This is a genomic window from Indolivaga capnocytophagoides (assembly GCF_036511535.1).
GTDB lineage: Bacteria > Bacteroidota > Bacteroidia > Bacteroidales > Dysgonomonadaceae > Dysgonomonas_A > Dysgonomonas_A capnocytophagoides.
Genome location: NZ_AP028867.1, coordinates 3,013,493 through 3,033,497 on the forward strand (window position 1 = coordinate 3,013,493; position 20,005 = coordinate 3,033,497).

The following is a 20,005-nucleotide window of genomic DNA, read 5'->3' on the forward strand; positions in this document are numbered from 1 at the left end:
TCAGTCTGTTATCGCTTTTTAAAATACGTCATCAAATACTTTCTGTTAGTAAGTAAGAACCGAAGCCTTCTAAGGCTGAACAAACTTGTCTGAACAGAATAAAAGAAGCCTAAGACTCTAATTCAAATCAAGACAAGTCCAAACCGGATAATGATCCGAGAAGTTCACTTTATCAATAGTAGTATTATACGCTTTTACATTCTTAGAATGCATTATAAAATCGATTCTGAACCAGAAAAAATTCTCATGATAAGTAATTCTGGGTCCAAAAGCTGTTTCGACATAAGAGTCTACTAAATTTTTAGATATCGTCCTGTATGTATAAGATATAGGAGTATCATTAAAATCTCCGCAGACAATAGTGGCATCAGTTTTCTGCTCACTTATATAGTGGGCTATGAGATCAGCCTGAGGAGCACGTACTTTATATGCGCCACCAAGCTTACGTTCCAGATTATGAGTTATCTCATCAAGCATCTGAGAATCGCGTTGCTTAATAAACTTCTTATACATTTTTTTGTCATCAGAAGCCAGACGATTCGATTCCAGATGGTTATTAATCAAAGTAATTCTTTTACCATCCACATCTATCTCATATAACACCGAACCATTATCACTAGTTACAATAGGAATAGGCAAAACTTTCTTTATCGGATATTTCGATAAGCAAAGCAAACCATATTCATACCGATCCCCAGGCCTTAACTTAGTCATTGAATAATAAGGATACTTCTTCAAAGCTTTAAGCAAGTTACGAGTATTAGTTTTCACACCCCATCCTACGCTCAAATACTCCTGCATACAGATAATATCCGGATCAACTGATTTAATATACTCAACCATAGGATGTTTCTTATCCCATCCTCTGTTTACATCCCACGCAAAACCCCTTACATTATACGTCATCACCTTCAATGTTTTCTCAGGAGCCTTAGATGAAAAGATATTCACGGGAAAATATGCGGTAATGGGTTTAATACAGATAAGTATAACCAAAATATTTACAGCAAGCATCTTCCATTTTCTGGCAAAACTCCAGACAAACAGAAAAAGGATAGCCGCAATAAATGTAAAAGCAAATCCTAACCCAAGATAGGCAAATATTGAAAACCTTTCGGGAGATACAGTCCAACTCAACCACGAAGACAACAATAACAAAAGGGTAAAAATATTCAGCCCAAAAGCTATCGATTTCAAAAAACGCCGTATCCCTCTGAAAAATCTGTTATTTATTGCTTGCATCGAATAATCTCTTTTTTTCTTCGTCATTCAGACTATTATAGCCCGACTGTTTTATCTTATCCAAGATACGATCTATCTCAACTTCATTGCTGTGCCGTTGCTGGTTATACTGCTCATCTGTCTTTCCCTTACGATAAGACACCTTCATTTTGGGTGATCTTTTGAACAGATTAGCGACCCGGTCTATCAGATAATTAAACCATTTAGTAATATCCCGTCCTTTCAGATATTGAGTTGCAAACAGATAACCGAATAAAGCTCCTCCAATATGAGCAACATGACCTCCAGTATTACTACCTCCTCCTAAGGCAATAAAGTCCAACAGAAAGATAAACAGAGCTATATATATAATCTTAATTCTACCTAAGAATAAGAGTCCTACTTCAAGATTGCGATTATAAAATGCCGCAGCAAATATAATTGCAGTTACAGCTCCTGATGCTCCTATCATAGAAGAGGCTCCCAACCCTACAAAATAAGGAATGGTATTAAATGTCAGAATATAAAATAATGCACCGGCAATACCGCCCAGAATATATACAGCGACCAGATGTTTAGACGTAAAATAAGAACGGAATATAAGCCCGAACCAATACAACATAAGCATATTGAAAAGGATATGCCAGATATCATAATGCAAGAACATATAAGTAAACAATGTCCAAAAATGGCTTAACGCAGTATGGACATTAGACGAAACCTCAAAGTAAATGCCTAAATCGGGGTAATTAATTTCAAATAAAACGCCTATCACCCTAAATATCGCACATACTGCAAATATTGCAACATTAACGAAAATCAGCGTAAAAAGAGTATCTTTTTTTCTTAATATATCTCTTATAGAATTAATAAAACCTGCCATTTTTCTTATTTCTCTTTTTCCAGTACAACACCAAAATCAATCCGGTAAGCAGACCTCCCAAATGGGCAAAATGAGCAACATTGTCTCCTGCTTTATTCCACACTCCCAAGAAAAGCTCAATAAGTCCGTAAATAATTACAAAATACTTTGCTTTGATAGGAACAGGAATCGGTATCACCATCAATTCCACATATGGGAACATAATTCCGAAAGCAACTAATATTCCGAAAACCGCACCGGAAGCCCCTACTGTAGTACCCACATTGGCAAGATAGAGTAATTCATTCAGTTTAGCCATAGCCGGATCGCTGTAAGTCATACCCTTTTCTATCAGAGCGGCTCCCTTCACATATACTTCGGCCACCATTTCGGGGGACAGATTCATCTCTGCAAATTTAATACGAAGGAACATTACGAGAATATTGGCCAAAGCAGCCCCTATTCCGGTTATGATATAATAAAACAGAAAACGCTTACCACCCCATACAAGTTCAAGTGTCCGACCAAACATGTACACCGCAAACATATTGAATAATACATGCATGATACCTGATGGATCGTGCAAAAACATATATGTAATTATCTGGTGAGGATAAAACTGATCCGAACTGAAATAATGGAGTCCCAGATAGTCACTAAGATCTATTCCTCTTGATAAAAACAACATCTGAGCCAACCAACATATAACATTGATGATTATGATATTGAGTGTAACCGTAGGAACCGAACTAAAAAAACCTCTATTGCTTTGATTCATAAAATATCAATAAGTATTTAACGCAAATTTACGGATATTTTCCTTTTGGTCATTAGAATTAAGTTCCATATCCCTTAAAAATTCAATAAATCGTTGATTTAACTTATGTTTTGGCGTTTTTTTTTGATAGTTACTAAACTATAATCTATATTTGGTGTTTGAATATTAGGCAAATCATTAAACAAATCAAATTTTTTATTAATTTTTTTATTGCATTATTATGAATAAGACTGAACTAATTAATGCTATTTCAGAAAAAGCTGGATTAAGCAAAGTTGATTCAAAAAAAGCGTTGGATGCTTTTATCGAAACTGTAGGTGAAGAATTGAAAAAAGGCGAAAAAATCGCTCTTGTTGGTTTCGGAACATATTCTGTTACAGAAAAAGCTGCAAGAAAAGGTATCAATCCTAGAACTAAAGCAACAATCAACATCCCTGCTAAAAAAGTTGTGAAATTCAAAGCAGGAGCTGAATTAGCAAATTTGTAATTACAAATCAAAAAAAACAAGAAGACAGGAAGGAGTTACTCTTTCCTGTTTTTTTGTAGCTTTGTACTTTATAGATAAAAATGAAAGTTTAGAAGGATGAAGATAGAACAAGCAATTGAGGCTAGTATTGCATCGGCAATTAAAGAGCTTTATGGTACAGAAGTAGAAGCGTCGCTGACCCAATTACAGAAGACACGCAAAGAGTTTAAGGGACATTTAACCCTGGTAACCTTCCCGTTTCTGAAAATATCCCGAAAAAGCCCCGAGCAAACAGCACAGGAAATAGGCGAATGGCTTTCTGCCAACAGCCCTTATATATCCGGTTTTAATGTCGTAAAAGGATTCTTGAATTTAGAAATTGCCGGAAAATGTTGGCTGGAACTCTTATCCGACATAAACTCTCTGCCTGAATATGGCATCATCAGAGCTGCAGATAATTCGCCGCTGGTAATGATAGAGTATTCATCACCTAATACAAATAAACCCCTACACCTTGGACATATCCGCAATAACCTGTTAGGATATTCTATCTCCGAAATACTACAGGCAAATGGAAACAGAGTTGTAAAAACGAATATAGTAAACGATCGAGGCATCCATATCTGTAAATCGATGCTCGCATGGAAAAAGTGGGGCAATGGAGAGACTCCCGAATCAACCGGAGAAAAAGGCGACCACCTTGTAGGAAAATTCTATGTTTTATTTGATAAACACTATAGAGAAGAACTGAAGAACCTACAGGAACAAGGTCTGGCAAAAGAAGAAGCTGAAGCAAAATCTTCATTAATGGCGGAAGCCCGTGAAATGCTTCGCCTCTGGGAAAATGGAGACAAAGACACTGTAGAACTTTGGAAAAAAATGAACAGTTGGGTCTATGCCGGATTCGACGAAACATACAAAGTCTTAGGGGTTAATTTCGATAAGATATATTACGAATCCGAAACTTACCTTAATGGTAAAGACGAAGTATTAAGAGGCCTCGAAGAAGGAACATTCTTCAAAAAAGAAGACAATTCCGTCTGGGCGGATTTGACAGGAGAAGGACTCGACCAAAAACTCCTTTTACGCGGCGACGGCACGTCGGTATATATGACTCAGGACATAGGCACAGCCAAACTGCGTTATGATGATTACCACATAGATAGAATGGTTTATGTAGTTGGAAATGAGCAAAACTACCACTTTCAGGTATTAGCAATACTTCTTGACAAGCTGGGTTTCAAGTTTGGAAAAGACTTAGTACACTTTTCTTATGGAATGGTAGAATTACCCAAAGGAATGGGACGCATGAAATCGCGTGAAGGAACTGTTGTTGATGCAGATGACCTTGTCGAAGAAATGGTAGTCACTGCCCGTGAAACTTCCGATGAATTAGGCAAACTGGACAACTGCACCGAAGGCGAAGCCAACAACATAGCCCGTATCGTAGGACTTGGTGCATTAAAGTATTTCATACTGAAAGTAGACCCCAAAAAGAACATGGTCTTCAATCCGAAAGAATCTATCGATTTCAACGGTAATACAGGTCCTTTTATTCAGTATACATATGCCCGCATACAATCGGTATTACGTAAAGCTGCCGAAACAGGAATAAACATTTCCGATGCTATAGATAACAGCATACAACCAACAGAAAAAGAAGAATCCCTAATCCAGCTCTTAGCAGAATTTGCGGCTGTAGTTAAACAGGCCGGAGACGAATACAGCCCTGCTGTCATTGCAAACTATATATATGACCTGGTGAAAGAGTACAATCAATTCTATCATGATCATTCGATATTGAAAGAAGAAAACGAAGCTATCCGCAATTTCAGATTGATTCTTTCTCTAAATGTATCACGTACAGTACAAAAAGGTATGCAGCTGCTGGGAATAGAAGTTCCGGACAGAATGTAAGGGCTCATATCCTTATATCATACAATATTAAGAAAGGTAATATCTGCATAGGATGTTACCTTCTTTCATTGTGCCGAAATTTTCATCAAATTTTAGGTATGGATAAAATAAAGGAGACAATTAAATTGTCTCCTTTATTAACTACACTCTAATTATGCTTCTCTTTTTATTTCTGAGCCCTCTTATACTCTTCTGCTGTCTGAATACACCATGCCATAGCATTAGCTGCAAAAACGGCATTATACACCTGAAAAGTTGATGACATCCCGGAAATTGTTCCTGCCCCATAATTAGGCTTATACGTAGGGTAATTTGAAAAGGTTGTACCCTTAATTGTTTTCGTTGCCAATTTAAATGGACATATAATGTTGGATGTACCAGCATCATTGGAAGTAAAGCCTCCATCTCCGACCCAAACAAAAGGTAAAGTCCGATGGCGGAAAGCTGTCGCGGCATTCATTATCTCCGCATTACCACTAGCTACATTCACATTGTTGGAATACAGCACAACCTGATCCAATGGTAGGTTTATAGCATAATTTGTGGTAGATGCATCCTCACCCCAATACAAGCCGGTCAGATTTCCGAAAGGCCCGTCTAAAATAGGGTCGGTAATAGTCGGATAACGATAAATCGATCCGGGAGGATTAGTACCTACTCCAGCGACAAAATTAATATCACTTTTCTCAAATATCTTTCTGAAAATCTTATTATTCAACACCGGAGCTTCACTAAACATAAGAAGAATACCTCCTCCATGCACAAAATTATAAATATCCTCGAGCTGATTCGTTGTTATATTATCCCACAATGATGCAGCCGTCCCGATACCGCCAGTCCATCCGATATACAAGATATCGACAGCCGGATACTGACTCGTTCCAAATAATAAATTATGAAATTCCTGATCTCTGGCAGTAGAATTAAAATAGCCAGCATCTCGCGAAACAATTGTCCGTCCATCATCAGCTCCCTCATTAGAGGTAATGCCCGTTCCTTTATTCTTAAATCCTGAATAACGAACTATACTATTACGCAATGGTCCAAAATTAAGAGGATCGGTTATCATCTTATTCGAAGCCGTACCAACAGATCCGAAGTTATAACCGTAAGCATTATTTGTTGCAATGGTAAGGATTCGTTTCGGAGGAATGATAATCCAAACCTCAGCAATACAGGTTGCTGTAGAAGATTCGCTATTAGAACGGATGTATAAACTTTTGGTTGATGTTTTATAGGGCACACCCTCACCTTGCAAACGTACAGTCTGAGGAGTGGAAGACAAGACTCCTGATCCTTTAAATTTAATACCATCCACTTCATTGGTTTCTATTTCATAAGTAGCACCGTACGATGTTGACTCAACATTCAAAACCACTTCTATATAGTTTGACGCATCCAAAGCCTTCTCTTCATAATATTCTCCATAAACTACTGTGCCTGAACAAGACATAGTATAACGAGGACGAATAGCCGAATTTTTCACTTCTATCTCAAAAGTACAAGCAGGCTGTGAACCGTTCATCCTTACTCCATTCAAATCTATTGTAAAATGATCTTTATCCGGATTAGAATAATTTATAGGAGTACCCATTGCCGGAATACGGAGAGTATAAGTTCCCTCCGACAAAAATTCACCCGAAGCCGTAAAGAAATATCCATTTTCTTTATTAGGGTCTGTTATTGTGGCCGAGATAGAATAAGTCCCTCGTTTGGTGACATCAACAGTTACAGATATAAAATTAGCAGAACCGGTTTCCACTCCATTCTTATATTCGCCACTGACCGATACTTTGCTACAATCCATCGTAAAAACAGCCTTACTTGCTTTTCCGCAAATACTTTTCCATTCTTTTTCCAGACGGTTGTAATAGTTATAGCAATCTTCATCTATATTATAGATAAGGATACCGTTATCATCTTTAACATCGGCAATAACCATCTGGTCACGTTGTTCAGTCCTTAATCTGGGCACAAGGATGCCTTTGGGAATAGTATCAGATCCATTCACAATATTTTTCACATCCAGCTCTGTCAGCCGATGCGGATTTTCGGTATTTATTCCCACCTGCGCTTGCAGAATCACCGAGCTGATAAGGGATAATAATACTAAATAAAACTTCTTCATTGTCATTCTTTAATTTGTAATTTTAATATCGAGAGTTGATTTTCAAACCTATAAAATAACGGCAGGATGCAATCTCTGCGTCCTACCGCAACAAGGAGTCTACTCCTTTTCAGGATATTTGCCTGTACGACACACGAACAACAACAAAACAACGTGTTTATACGAGACATCCTGTTATCCCAACTATAACAGAAGTTGAAAAATAGTCCGATAAGTATATGTATAAATAGAGGCATAACAAAACTCATTGCATCGGTATGATACAACAAACACCTTTTTATTCTATATAGGTAGAATTTAAATTGGCGAACTAATTTAAGTTTTATTCGCCTATGTAGTATACGCCTGTGCGTGCGTGTGTGTGTGTGTCTCTCTCTCTCTCTCTCTCTCTCTAATATTTTAGCACATATATGCAAGCCTAAATCGTTAAAATTTAGAATACCCCATATATTTTTTATGTTAGAAAAAATCGCCATCTAGCTGGATAAGAGATTATTTTACAGGGCAAATATATGTATATATATTTTAACACGCAAGATATCCACCCTTTTCTCTCTTTCAAAACCTCAATACAACTTTCTCTAGCAGTGCTTTAGCCAAAATATCACGTATCCTTTTTAACTCTTGAAACTCTCCAAGGATAGCTGTTGCTCCATCCATATCGCCATCTTTCCATTTTTGATTCATTCGAGACATCAATTCTTTCAATTTTAGAGACATATAAGCATCCTTGAGTTCTAATAAAGCCAAAGGAATCGCAGTTTCCAGTTGTTTTTCTTCAGCTAACGGTGTATCTTCTCTTTTAACATTTTCACCATACTGTTTTGTATGAACTTTCCCCAATTCATAACGGTCTTCGAGCAGATGAGCAGCCAGTTTGCTAATATCCTGTCGGGGATGAGCAAGAAAATAGCGACTAGGTACAAAATTAGGGTCATCAATCTGGCTCACCGCCTCATCAATCACCTCTTTATATAGTGGGTGCTGGAACCAAAGTCCATCCCGTTCCAAGTCGAACTTGATATATTCTAAAGCTGAAACTCGCTCTTCCGGCTCACTGTCTTCGGCTGCTTCGCCTTGAATCATCGGCAAGTTTCCATATCTCACCACATAATACAAGATTGACAATTCGTATTTATCTAAGGTATTCTGCCTGTTAACTCCTTCACGGGGTTTTATATTGATGGTAGATGCAACATTCGCTACTGCCTCATAAGGACTTTCCGGAGGTATGGATTCCGAAGGATTGGATGTTGTCCGTTTTTCATATTCCTTCTCCAGATAGTTGAGCCGTTTTTTGTTTACCTCATCTATCAGTACTCTTTCATCTATCCCAAGCAGATTACTGCAATCACGGATATAAACCGAACGAATAATACTATCGGGAATAATAGTAATACTGTTTACAATATCCGAAATAAGTGCAGCTCTTTTTATTGGATCCTCACCTGCCTCATCCAGAAGCAATTGCGTTTTGAAACGAATAAAATCGACTTCATGCTCCTTTATATAAGTCTGTAATGACTCGGCGTTTTGTTTACGGGCAAAAGAGTCGGGGTCTTCTCCGTCAGGCAAAAGGACGACTTTTATATTCATTCCTTCTTCGAGCAGAAGGTCTATCCCACGCAAAGCCGCCTTTATACCAGCAGCATCACCATCATACAAAACTGTTATATTAGTCGTAAAACGATGAATCAACTTAATCTGCCCGAAAGTCAAAGCCGTACCCGAGGATGCGACTACATTTTCGATACCGGCCTGGTGCATGGAAATAACATCGGTATAACCTTCAACCAGATAACAGCAATCAGCCTTTGTAATAGCCTGTTTCGCAAAGTATATACCATATAGCTGGTCGCTCTTATGATAGATATCACTCTCTGGAGAGTTTACATACTTTCCGGTATTCTCCGCCTTTTTGAGTATGCGCCCTCCAAAAGCAACAACCTTGCCGGACAGTGTATGTACAGGGAACATAACACGCCCACGAAAACGGTCAACCACATAATTGTCGCCTTCGATGGTCAGTCCCGTTTTGATCAGATACTCTTTCCTGAATCCGTTTTTCTGGGCATCCTGAGTAAAAGCATCCCGTTGTTCGAGACTGTAACCCAACTGAAATTTCTTGATTATATCATCCCTGAATCCCCGTTCTTTAAAATAAGACAATCCTATGGTTTTTCCTTCCGAATGATTATGAAGGGTACTCACAAAATAATTACGGGCATGATCATTCAGAATAAAAAGACTTTCTCTTTCGTTATAAGCATTCTTTTGGTCTTCAGTCAGTTCCTTCTCCTGAATCTCTATATTATATTTCTTACCCAGATACTTTAATGCTTCATAGTAAGAAAGCTGTTCGTGCTTCATTATAAAATGAACTGCACTACCTCCCTCTCCACAGGCAAAGCATTTACATATATTCTTGGATGGAGAAACATAAAACGACGGGGTTTTGTCGGTATGGAAAGGACATAACCCAACCAGGTTCACACCCCGTTTTTTGAGTGTGACAAACTCGCCTACAACGTCTTCAATACGTGCAGCCTCTATTATCTTATCTATTGTAATCTGATCTATCATTAAAATATCCTTTCCGGACAACGAAGTTAAGAATAAACTTCAGACTTAGTCTTATTATATCGACACAGGATATTCACACAGTTATCAACAGGTCTTCGGAAGAGCCTAGAAAACCAGTTGCTGCGAATTATAAATCTCCTGATAAATTTTAGATTTTTCAATCAATTCCGAAGGAGTGCCTATGGCCTCAATCCTTCCATCCTCCAAAACAATCACTCTGTCTGCTGATTGCATAGTATTAAGTCGCTGAGTGATAATCAAAACAGTTGTATCTGTTAAAGCCGAGGACAATCCGGCTCTTATTCTTTGTTCGGTATCCGAATCCACCGCACTAGTACTATCATCCAGAATCAATATTTTAGGCTTACGGATCAATGCACGAGCAATACAAATACGCTGCTTCTGACCTCCTGAGACATTTACTCCGCCCCGACCCAATAAAGAATCATACCCATCGGTAAAAGACATAATAAAATCATGAGCTTGAGCAACCTTAGCGGCAGCCTCGATTTCTTCTTGCGAAGCATCTGGTTTGCCCCACCGTATATTTTCGATAATACTTCCGGTGAAAAGCTCATTTTTTTGCAACACCATACCTATTTTATTATGCAATTCATCCAGATTATAATCTTTAACATTGATATTATTAATCATCACTTCACCAGCCGTAGCATCATACAATCGGGGAATCAGCTGCACCATAGAACTCTTAGCCGATCCGGTAGCCCCTACTATAGCGATGGTTTCGCCGGATCTGATATGGAAATTTATATCTTTCAATATATCTTCATCCCCGTCTCTGTGTCGAAAATCAACATGACGGAATGATATATTTCCCTGCTCGATAAGATGCTTAGCCTGCAATCCTTTTTCGGTATTTGCAAGAGAAGGATCCGTATCCAAAACTTCAAGAATCCGCTTTGAAGATGCCGAAGCACGAGCGAAAGACATCATTATCATCGATAACATCATCAACGAAATGAGTATCTGAGCCAGATAATTGACAAACGAAATAAGCTCTCCCACTTTCAGGTCTCCGTGAATAACTTTTACCCCGCCAAACCAAAGTATGGCTATTACCGACAGATTCATGATCAACTGCATTATAGGAAAAGCCGAAACAACAATATTCGAAGCTCTTACAACCATATCCTGTAAGTCTTGGCTGCTGCGGGTAAATTTTTCTTCTTCGAAATCTTCACGTACAAAGGACTTTACGACACGTATATTTATAAGATTTTCCCTGACAATCCCATTCAACCGGTCGACAAGCTGCTGAACCTTTACGAATAACGGAAAACCCTTTCTCAATATCAGATAAATACTTATACTCAATATAGGAATTGCAGCAATCAGGACTAATGACAACTCTTTATTGATCTTTACTACAAAAAACACAGACATGATAATCATCAGCGGAGCACGTAAAAATATCCGCATCAGGATAAGTACAATATGCTGTATTTTTGTAATATCATTGGTTAGCCGGGTAATAAGGGATGCCGAATTGAATTTATCAATATCAGAGAACGAAAGCTCTTGAATTTTCCGAAACAGAGAATTTCGAAGATCCGTTCCGAATCCGATAGAAGTTCGTGACGAAGTGTAAATATTGGCTATACTGGCGGCTAGTCCGGCAACCGATACGAGCAGCATATACAAACCTATGGATGTGATAGCAGATAAATTCCGTTCCATCACACCTTCATCTATAATACGAGCCATAAATAGTGGCTGTATCGATTCACTAGATACGTTTACAAGAACAAAAAGCGGACTCACAAGCAATCCCACTTTATATCGTTTCAGTATTTCCCAATATTTTTTCATTTACAACCAATGATTCTTCTTGTACCATTCGACAGATTCCCTCAGCCCTCTTTCCAGATTATACTTGGGAGAAAAACCCAAATCTTGGACAAGTGGTGTTATGTCACATTCCCAGTTACGCTGTTTCATTATTTTATATTTATCACGATTCAGAGTAGAAGGTTTTTTTGTGAATTTCGATATTTCCTCCGAAATTACTGATATCACTTTAAGAACAGACAAAGGAACTTTTAAACTTAACACATACTTCTTTCCTAATATTTTTTTCACAAGAGCAGTATATTCCTTATCAGTATAAACGTCTCCATCTGCAACAAAGTACCCCTTGTTCCGAACGGAACTCTCCAGCGCAAGATATACAGCATCAACCAAATCCTTCACATAAATAAATGTCAAGTGCTGACTTTTAAATCCTGCCCCGACATCCAATCCCGATTTCACGGTCTTCAGCATCAAGAAATAGTCCTTTTCACGAGGCCCATATACCCCTGTCGGACGCATAATGATATAAGAAAAAGCTGCCTTTTCTTCGAGAAAACGTTCCGCCTTAATTTTACTTTCGCCATAAGCCGTATTAGGATTGGGAATATCCGCTGTTTTTATCGGAGTATAGTTAACTTCATCTCCGATTCCATAAGCACTCAGGCTACTCATTAATACAAATTTTCCTAACGATATATTCGCCGTATTTATCGCCTCAATCAGATTGGCTGTATATTTAAAATTGATCTTATCGAAATCATCACTATTCAGACATTTTGTAACACCTGCATTATGGATAATATAGTCGATTCCGCCGTATTTTTCAACAAAATCAGACAACTGACCAGTTAGTCTATTTACATTAGAAAACTCTAAATCAACAAATTCAATCCTGCTATCCTGTAAATACTCTCGACTACTGCTTTTTCGGATTCCTGCCCAAACCTGCCAGCCCAAAGACAAGGCTTTTTCAACTAAAAAACTACCAATAAATCCGCTGGCTCCGGTTATTATTACTTTTTTCATATATAAAATACAGCTTATCTTCTGCGACTACCCTTCGTTAAATATATTTTTCTGCAGACTAAGTAACTGTTTAAATTTAGCTCGTTTATATTTTTAAAGATCTTTTTCAGCCGATTTTTATTTTTTGAAACGATAACAGCGGGCTGTTTGAGTTGAGAAAAGATGAAAATTCAGGCAAAAAGAGCCTAAAAATAAACGAAAAAGAAATGAATCGTTATTGTGATACATATTTTGGTAAATTTAAACAGTTACTAAGTTTATAGAATACTTTCTGGATATTTTTTAGACAATCCATATTAGCAATTAATGTATCTGTAGCAAAAATCGGACAGGATATTACTTGCTCTATTGTGGTTAAGACCCCTTTATATATAAATTTTCCCAACAGAATAAGTAACAGCAGATCCTCCAATAAGAACGCGCTTACCGGAATTCGTACAATATAATGTTCCCGGACGAGATGATATCTGACGTGCTACCAATTCTCTTTTCAATAATCTTTCGCTCCAATATGGAATTAACGAGCAATGAGATGAACCAGTAACATAATCCTCCAAAATGGTTGCTTGAGGAGTGAAAAACCGTGAAACAAAATCACAACTTTTCCCAGGAGCGGTAACAGCAACACCACCCTGACCTAAATTGATTCTGTCAAACAAATTCTTATCAACAACAATATCTCTAATAGTATCTTCAGACTCATAAACAAGCATATAATCCCTTTCTGCCTTAAACACCTTGTCTGGCTGAATACTTAAAGAAACAATCATCTCTTGAGGCAGTGACGGAAGTTCTAAAGGTGGTCTGGATGGAAAATCAAGAACATACTTTCTGTCAAATATTTCGACAGAGAGTAGACCGCTGTGGGTATTAAAATACAGCTTATCTTTTTTACTCCCCATTATTGTCTTTATGGCATGAGCAACTGCTAATGTTGCATGTCCACAGAGGTCCATCTCCAGATCAGGAGTAAACCATCGTAAATCATAAGAATCTCCATTTTGTACAATAAAAGCAGTTTCTGCAACACTGTTTTCTTTTGCCACATTAAGCATTAAATCTGAAGAAATCCACTCATCAAGAGGTACAACACAAGCCGGATTACCCTCAAAGAGGGTCTCTGTAAATGAGTCTATATGAAACACGTCAAACACCATAGATAGTATTTATTTTATTTTTATAAAAAAGGAAAAGATCCAGATGACTAACCACTGATAAATATATATAAACCAAAAATAACACAAGCAAACCACAATTCTCTAACAATAAAGAGAATTTTACATAAAAAAACAAAAAGAGTAACTATAACGTTATCTTCTTTAAATCTGTTTATCTTTGATGGATGACATCGACCTTTATTTATAAAAAGTTAGCAACTTATTGTGATTGCAAACAAGCTGGCTAAACAATATTTCATTACATTTGTGAAAGAGTGACATGTAATATCCTATTCTTTCTTAATACTTAATAAAATAAATAATTGAATATATGTCTAAAAATAACATACCGTCAAAACCGACTAAAAAGAGAAAAAAGAAAAATGACCTCGTATCAATGGTGGTCAATTTTTTCAATAAGAATACCGAAAAAGCATACAATTACAAACAAATAGGAGCCGATCTGGGCATAAAAACCCAACCCGAACGTATGTTATTGATGAATATTCTGGAGAATATGGTGGAAGATGCTTTCATTATCGACACCGGAAAAGGTAAATACAAATCAAATACAAGAGGATTGTTTCTCGAAGGACACTTCGAACGGAGAAGCACAGGGAAAAATTTCTTCGTACCAGACGATGGCGGAGAAAATGTTTTCGTTGCAGAACGTAATTCAGCTCATGCCATGAATGGCGATAGAGTACGTATACAGATGTTGGCCAGAAGAAAAGGAAGAGGTTCGGAAGGAGAAATTGTAGAAATTCTGGAACGTAAACAAACCCGTTTCGTCGGGACATTGAATGTCCAGAAGTTTTTTGCTTTTCTTGAGATGGACAGTAAAATTCTGGCTAATGATATTTTTATTCCGAAAGAAAAACTTAAAAACGGAAAAACAGGAGATAAAGCTCTCGTTGAAATAACAGAGTGGCCTGATCGTGCAAAAAATCCGGTTGGAGAAGTTATTGACATTCTGGGAATAGCCGGAACAAACAATGCCGAAATGCACGCAATACTTGCCGAATTTGGGCTACCTTACAAATATCCTGAAGCTGTAGAAGCCGAAGCCGAAAAAATTCCAACGGAAATAACAGAAGAAGAAATAGCGAAACGTGAGGATTTCCGTAAAGTAACGACTTTTACTATCGACCCCCGTGATGCCAAAGACTTTGATGATGCCTTATCAATCCGCCAGTTGGATAACGGGAACTGGGAAGTAGGAGTACACATTGCCGATGTTACCCACTATGTAACTCCGGGAGGAATTATCGATAAAGAAGGCGAAGAACGTGCAACATCCGTTTATCTGGTAGATCGCACCATCCCGATGTTACCCGAAAGATTGAGCAACGGACTTTGTTCTCTCCGTCCGAATGAAGAGAAATTATGTTACTCGGCTATATTTGAACTGAATGAAAACGCAGATATAAAGAACTACCGGATCGGACGAACCGTTATCGAATCGGATCGCCGTTTTACGTACGAAGAAGCACAATCTATAATAGAAACAGGCGAAGGAGACTTTAAAGAAGACGTCTTGAAACTGGATCAATTAGCAAAAAAGCTTCGGGAAAAGCGTTTTCAGAATGGATCTATTGCCTTTGAACGGGAAGAAGTACGCTTCGAAATCGATGAGAACGGAAAACCGCTAAGCGTATATTTCAAGGAACAAAAGGATTCAAATAAACTGATCGAAGAATTCATGTTGCTGGCAAATAAAACAGTAGCAGAATTTATAGGAAAGGTTCCTAAAAACAAGCATGCCAAGACCTTTGTATATCGCATACACGATTTACCAAATCCCGAAAAACTGCAAAGCTTGTCGGAATTTATCCGCCGCTTCGGATACAAAGTCAAGACTGATGGAAGCAATACTGCAGTAGCTAAATCAATCAACCAACTATTGGATGATGTCCATGACAAACCCGAAGAGAATCTAATCTCTACCATAGCTGTACGCGCTATGGCAAAAGCAGTGTATTCAACCTCAAATATCGGACACTACGGTCTGGCTTTTGATTACTATACACACTTTACTTCTCCGATCAGACGTTACCCCGATATGATGGTACACCGCCTGCTCACCCTCTATATGGAAGGAGGACGAAGCGTAAGCAAACAACTGACCGAAGATGAGTGTAAACACTGCTCCGAAATGGAACAATTGGCAGCTAATGCCGAACGTGCATCTATCAAATACAAGCAGGTAGAATTTATGTCGGATAAAATCGGCAGGGTATTCAAAGCGCTTATATCCGGTGTAGCGGAATGGGGTATATATGCCGAAATCGAAGAAAATAAATGTGAAGGACTTATCCCCATGAGAGAACTCGATGATGACTTCTACGAATTCGACGAAAAGAACTACTGTATACGCGGACGACGCAGTAAACGCGAATATCGTCTGGGAGATGAGATTGAGGTAAAGGTCGTTAGAGCCAATCTCGAACGTAAACAATTAGATTTCTCTATTGTAGAATAAGATAGAAATTCGTACTTTTGCACGCTGTTCGGCGTGCAAAAGTGTCGCATTGAGACATTAGTATCATTAAATACACTTCAAAAAAACACTCCGGCTCATTAGGGAATCAGGTTAATAACAGGCATCAAGCCTCAACATTTCCAAATGTTATTTAACTCAGGTATTTTTGCGATATTCTTTATTTGTGTATTTTTCCTCTATTGGTTTGTTTTTAACAAATCCCTGAAGTGGCAAAATATATTTTTGGCTGCATGCAGCTACTTTTTCTATGGATGCTGGGACTGGCGTTTCATGTTCCTTCTGGCATTCTCCACTTTCCTCGATTATTTTTCAGGACTGAAAATCGCAAACAGCGAATCACACAATAAACGAAAATTCTGGCTGATCCTCAGTGTAGGGATCAATCTCGGATTTTTAGGAATTTTCAAATATTACGATTTTTTCGTCACCTCATTTGCCGAACTTTTAACATGGTTTGGTTTCACACCTCATTTTGCCACACTCAACCTGATTCTGCCGGTAGGCATTTCTTTCTATACATTTCATGGTTTATCATATGTTTTCGACATATACTATGGAAAGATCAAGCCTACACGAAATGCAATAGACTACTCTCTGTTTGTCAGTTTCTTTCCCTTATTAGTAGCAGGTCCTATCGAACGGGCGACACACCTCCTCCCTCAGGTCGAGCGTCCACGCACATTCAGTTATAGCAAGGCTGTAGACGGATTGAAACAAATACTGTGGGGATTGTTCAAAAAAGTTGTAATAGCGGATAACTGCGCAGAATTGGTAAATCAGATTTTTAATAATCACTGGTCATATTCGGGCAGTACGTTGGCTATTGGAGCAATGTTGTTTGCTATTCAAATATACGGAGACTTCTCGGGATACTCCGATATAGCTTTGGGTACAGCACGGCTTTTAGGCTTTGAATTATTGCAGAATTTCCGCTTTCCCTACTTCTCTCGAGACATAGCTGAATTCTGGAGACGTTGGCATATCTCACTTTCTTCATGGTTCAAAGATTACCTGTATATTCCTTTAGGTGGCAGCCGTGGGGGAATGCTAAAAACTATACGCAATACATTTATTATATTCATTGTAAGCGGATTCTGGCATGGAGCGAACTGGACATTTATAGTATGGGGAGGCCTAAACGCCTTATTCATCATACCATCAATCATTTTCAAAAGAAACAGACGTAATCTGGACACGGTTGCTCAGGGAAGATTGGTTCCGTCGGTAAGAGAGATAGTGCAAGTAGTTTCAACATTTATCCTTTCCAGCTTTGCATGGATCTTTTTCCGATCGGAAAACATGCAACAGGCAATTCTTTATGTCAAAGAAATGTTTTCTGCTTCGCTTTTCAAAATACCCGAAGTCTACTCCGGTAAAATATTTATGGTGCTTGTTCTGTTCTTTATAGTCGAATGGTGCGGGCGGGAAGGTAAATATGCTTTGGAACAATTTACCACTTCATGGAAACGTCCGTTACGGTGGGCTTTTTATTATATGATCATCGTTGTTATAATCTATATGACAGGCAATGAGCAACAGTTTATTTATTTTCAGTTTTAAGGACTCTATTTACGGTCACACACCTATTTAATGCTTTGATAAGTAGGACAGCCAAAGCCTGTTATAAACTAAAAACATATCATTAAATACTTTTATTTACTTAGTTGTTTAAAATGAAATTATTTTTACGAAAGGTTCTGCAATTTCTGATTTTACCTGTAATCATCTTTATTGGATTGTTGGCAGGATATATCATATACGACCCTTTCAAAGTAGTAAAATCATACGATGATTATTCACATTCTTTCAATATAAACAGAGGATACATATCCACTGAAGTTTTCTTACGTAATTACCGTAAGCAACAGTACAATTCATTTATATTCGGCAGTTCACGCATCTTCGGGTTTCATGTCAGCTCATGGAAAAGCCATCTGAAAGCAGATGCCAATGTATACTCGTTTGACGCATACGGAGAAAAAATATCCGGTATGTATCATAAATTAAAGTTTCTGGATGAAAAGGGTATTGATATCAAAAATGCTCTTCTCTGTTTTGATACAGACTATACATTCCGAAAGCAAGAAAATCAACCGAAATATCTATACATCGAGCATCCAGCATTATCAGACATCAGTTGGATTGAATTTCATGAAATTACCTTTGAGACATATTTGAATCCTTCTTTTCTTTACTCATTATACGCAAAAGAAGTATTCGGAATCAATAATGAGTATGTCAATCGCCACTATTCTAAAGACGGCGGAATTACTTACGATACGATAACTAACGAACCAAGACGAGAAGACCTGGATTCGAAAATAGAAAAAGACTTCTCCGGATATTATAGTCAGGTCTATTTTTATAGTGTAACCGAAACCGGAGAGCCTCCTTATCCTATCATAGATGATAAGGCGACTAAATATATGCGGCAAATTAAAGAAATCCTGGATAAGCATCATACCGACTATCGGATTATTCTCAATCCGTTATATTCACAGGCTATATTCCATCGGATAGATATGGAAACTATAAAGAAAGTATTCGGATCCGATCGGATTTATAACTTCACGGGGTCTAATAATATCACCAAAAACAAATATAACTACTACGAAGAATCTCATTTCCGTCCTTTTATAGGAGATAGTATAATGAATATAATTTATGGTGATAAGTGAGTAATGCTCTTTAAAGAATGAATCCTATTTATTACCTTTGTAAAGGTTTGCCATGAGTAAACCTGCAATTCAGATTATCCAATTAAAATAAAACATATATGAAAAAAGTAGTTTTGATCCGTCACGGTGAAAGCCAATGGAATCTAGAAAACCGTTTCACAGGTTGGACAGATGTTGATTTGACAGAAAATGGTGTTAAAGAAGCGATTAAAGCCGGTAAATTATTGAAAGAAGAAGGTTTCAAATTCGAGAAAGCATATACTTCTTTCCTTAAAAGAGCTAACAAAACTCTGAATACTATTCTTGATCAAATGGATCTGGACTGGATCCCTGTTGAAAAATCATGGAGACTGAACGAAAAACATTACGGAATGCTTCAAGGTTTAAACAAGGCGGAAACTGCTGAAAAATATGGAGACGAACAAGTTCTGATTTGGAGACGCAGTTACGATGTACCTCCTACACCACTTGATCCAAGCGACCCTCGTTCGGCATCTCAAGATCCACGTTACGCAGGAGTACCTAAAGCATATATTCCCGAAACTGAAGCATTGAAAGATACTGTAGAACGCATTCTACCTTATTGGCAGGAAGTAATCTATCCTTCATTGGTAGATCATAACGAAATTATCGTTGCTGCTCACGGTAACAGCTTACGTGGTATCATCAAATACCTGAAAGGTATATCTGATGAGAACATTGTTAGCTTGAACTTACCAACCGCAGTTCCTTACGTATTCGAATTCGACGATAATTTGAATCTTGTAAAAGACTATTTCCTTGGAGATCCCGAAGAAATCAAAAAATTGATGGATGCGGTAGCTAATCAAGGTAAGAAAAAATAAGGTCAGTGACCTTTCATAAAAAAGTCCGG

Annotated in this window: 14 protein-coding genes; 6 read left to right on the forward strand and 8 right to left on the reverse strand. The window is 37.8% G+C overall.

The window, feature by feature from the left end:
• Positions 1-117: 117 nt before the first annotated feature.
• Genes AABJ51_RS12170 through AABJ51_RS12180 form a run of 3 tightly spaced genes read right to left on the reverse strand, consistent with a single transcriptional unit; the run spans position 118 to position 2,861 of the window.
• Entirely contained in the window at positions 118-1,269 is a 1,152-nt protein-coding gene (locus tag AABJ51_RS12170; RefSeq protein WP_338372757.1) for an endonuclease/exonuclease/phosphatase family protein, read from the reverse strand.
• Positions 1,226-2,104: a rhomboid family intramembrane serine protease gene (locus AABJ51_RS12175; protein WP_338372758.1), complete on the reverse strand. Its 879-nt coding sequence runs from the start codon at positions 2,102-2,104 to the stop codon at positions 1,226-1,228. Before AABJ51_RS12175 ends, AABJ51_RS12170 begins: the two co-directional genes overlap by 44 nt.
• Complete coding sequence (locus AABJ51_RS12180) at positions 2,088-2,861, reverse strand: rhomboid family intramembrane serine protease (RefSeq protein WP_338372759.1); 774 nt, start codon at positions 2,859-2,861, stop codon at positions 2,088-2,090. The genes AABJ51_RS12175 and AABJ51_RS12180 overlap by 17 nt, the downstream gene beginning before the upstream one ends.
• 220 nt (positions 2,862-3,081) lie before the next feature.
• On the opposite strand from AABJ51_RS12180, the gene AABJ51_RS12185 reads away from it, so the two are divergent.
• A complete protein-coding gene (locus AABJ51_RS12185; protein WP_026626943.1) occupies positions 3,082-3,348 on the forward strand; it encodes an HU family DNA-binding protein in 267 nt (88 codons plus the stop codon).
• 96 nt (positions 3,349-3,444) lie between these two features.
• Entirely contained in the window at positions 3,445-5,244 is a 1,800-nt protein-coding gene (argS, locus tag AABJ51_RS12190) for an arginine--tRNA ligase (RefSeq protein WP_338372760.1), read from the forward strand.
• Positions 5,245-5,410: 166 nt separating this feature from the next.
• Here argS and AABJ51_RS12195 read toward each other — a convergent pair whose 3' ends face one another.
• The 5 genes from AABJ51_RS12195 to AABJ51_RS12215 form a co-directional block, all read right to left on the reverse strand.
• The gene (locus tag AABJ51_RS12195; RefSeq protein ID WP_134436935.1) at positions 5,411-7,372 is read right to left on the reverse strand and encodes a phage tail-like protein; all 1,962 of its coding nucleotides are present in this window, start codon (positions 7,370-7,372) and stop codon (positions 5,411-5,413) included.
• Positions 7,373-7,930: 558 nt separating this feature from the next.
• Positions 7,931-9,955 carry a DNA primase gene (dnaG, locus tag AABJ51_RS12200; RefSeq protein ID WP_338372761.1) on the reverse strand — a complete coding sequence of 675 codons (2,025 nt, stop codon included), beginning with the start codon at positions 9,953-9,955 and terminating at the stop codon, positions 7,931-7,933.
• Between the two features lie 105 nt (positions 9,956-10,060).
• Positions 10,061-11,785 (reverse strand): ABC transporter ATP-binding protein, encoded by a 1,725-nt coding sequence (locus AABJ51_RS12205; RefSeq protein ID WP_338372762.1) that lies wholly within the window; start codon positions 11,783-11,785, stop codon positions 10,061-10,063.
• On the reverse strand, positions 11,786-12,793 hold the full coding sequence (locus tag AABJ51_RS12210) for an NAD-dependent epimerase/dehydratase family protein (protein WP_338372763.1): 1,008 nt from the start codon (positions 12,791-12,793) through the stop codon (positions 11,786-11,788).
• Between the two features lie 365 nt (positions 12,794-13,158).
• Positions 13,159-13,950, reverse strand: a complete 792-nt coding sequence (locus AABJ51_RS12215) for a PhzF family phenazine biosynthesis protein (protein WP_338372764.1) — start codon at positions 13,948-13,950, stop codon at positions 13,159-13,161.
• A gap of 331 nt (positions 13,951-14,281) precedes the next feature.
• Between AABJ51_RS12215 and rnr the strand changes: the two genes are divergently transcribed.
• The 4 genes from rnr to gpmA all read left to right on the forward strand — a co-directional run bounded on the left by rnr (position 14,282) and on the right by gpmA (position 19,976).
• Complete coding sequence (gene rnr / locus AABJ51_RS12220; RefSeq protein ID WP_338372765.1) at positions 14,282-16,432, forward strand: ribonuclease R; 2,151 nt, start codon at positions 14,282-14,284, stop codon at positions 16,430-16,432.
• A gap of 144 nt (positions 16,433-16,576) precedes the next feature.
• Entirely contained in the window at positions 16,577-18,013 is a 1,437-nt protein-coding gene (locus AABJ51_RS12225) for an MBOAT family O-acyltransferase (RefSeq protein WP_338372766.1), read from the forward strand.
• A 113-nt stretch (positions 18,014-18,126) separates the two neighbouring features.
• Positions 18,127-19,131 (forward strand): hypothetical protein, encoded by a 1,005-nt coding sequence (locus AABJ51_RS12230; protein ID WP_338372767.1) that lies wholly within the window; start codon positions 18,127-18,129, stop codon positions 19,129-19,131.
• A gap of 98 nt (positions 19,132-19,229) precedes the next feature.
• On the forward strand, positions 19,230-19,976 hold the full coding sequence (gpmA, locus tag AABJ51_RS12235) for a 2,3-diphosphoglycerate-dependent phosphoglycerate mutase (RefSeq protein WP_026626046.1): 747 nt from the start codon (positions 19,230-19,232) through the stop codon (positions 19,974-19,976).
• Positions 19,977-20,005: the final 29 nt, after the last annotated feature.

What these genes read in the sequence shown, in the direction of transcription:
- AABJ51_RS12225 (WP_338372766.1), top strand. Translation starts at nt 16,577, where the DNA reads ATGTTATTTAACTCAGGTATTTTTGCGATATTCTTTATTTGTGTATTT.
- AABJ51_RS12230 (WP_338372767.1), top strand. Translation starts at nt 18,127, where the DNA reads ATGAAATTATTTTTACGAAAGGTTCTGCAATTTCTGATTTTACCTGTA.
- dnaG (WP_338372761.1), bottom strand. Translation starts at nt 9,955, where the DNA reads ATGATAGATCAGATTACAATAGATAAGATAATAGAGGCTGCACGTATT.
- rnr (WP_338372765.1), top strand. Translation starts at nt 14,282, where the DNA reads ATGTCTAAAAATAACATACCGTCAAAACCGACTAAAAAGAGAAAAAAG.
- AABJ51_RS12205 (WP_338372762.1), bottom strand. Translation starts at nt 11,785, where the DNA reads ATGAAAAAATATTGGGAAATACTGAAACGATATAAAGTGGGATTGCTT.
- AABJ51_RS12195 (WP_134436935.1), bottom strand. Translation starts at nt 7,372, where the DNA reads ATGAAGAAGTTTTATTTAGTATTATTATCCCTTATCAGCTCGGTGATT.
- AABJ51_RS12210 (WP_338372763.1), bottom strand. Translation starts at nt 12,793, where the DNA reads ATGAAAAAAGTAATAATAACCGGAGCCAGCGGATTTATTGGTAGTTTT.
- AABJ51_RS12170 (WP_338372757.1), bottom strand. Translation starts at nt 1,269, where the DNA reads ATGACGAAGAAAAAAAGAGATTATTCGATGCAAGCAATAAATAACAGA.
- AABJ51_RS12185 (WP_026626943.1), top strand. Translation starts at nt 3,082, where the DNA reads ATGAATAAGACTGAACTAATTAATGCTATTTCAGAAAAAGCTGGATTA.
- AABJ51_RS12180 (WP_338372759.1), bottom strand. Translation starts at nt 2,861, where the DNA reads ATGAATCAAAGCAATAGAGGTTTTTTTAGTTCGGTTCCTACGGTTACA.
- AABJ51_RS12215 (WP_338372764.1), bottom strand. Translation starts at nt 13,950, where the DNA reads ATGGTGTTTGACGTGTTTCATATAGACTCATTTACAGAGACCCTCTTT.
- gpmA (WP_026626046.1), top strand. Translation starts at nt 19,230, where the DNA reads ATGAAAAAAGTAGTTTTGATCCGTCACGGTGAAAGCCAATGGAATCTA.
- AABJ51_RS12175 (WP_338372758.1), bottom strand. Translation starts at nt 2,104, where the DNA reads ATGGCAGGTTTTATTAATTCTATAAGAGATATATTAAGAAAAAAAGAT.
- argS (WP_338372760.1), top strand. Translation starts at nt 3,445, where the DNA reads ATGAAGATAGAACAAGCAATTGAGGCTAGTATTGCATCGGCAATTAAA.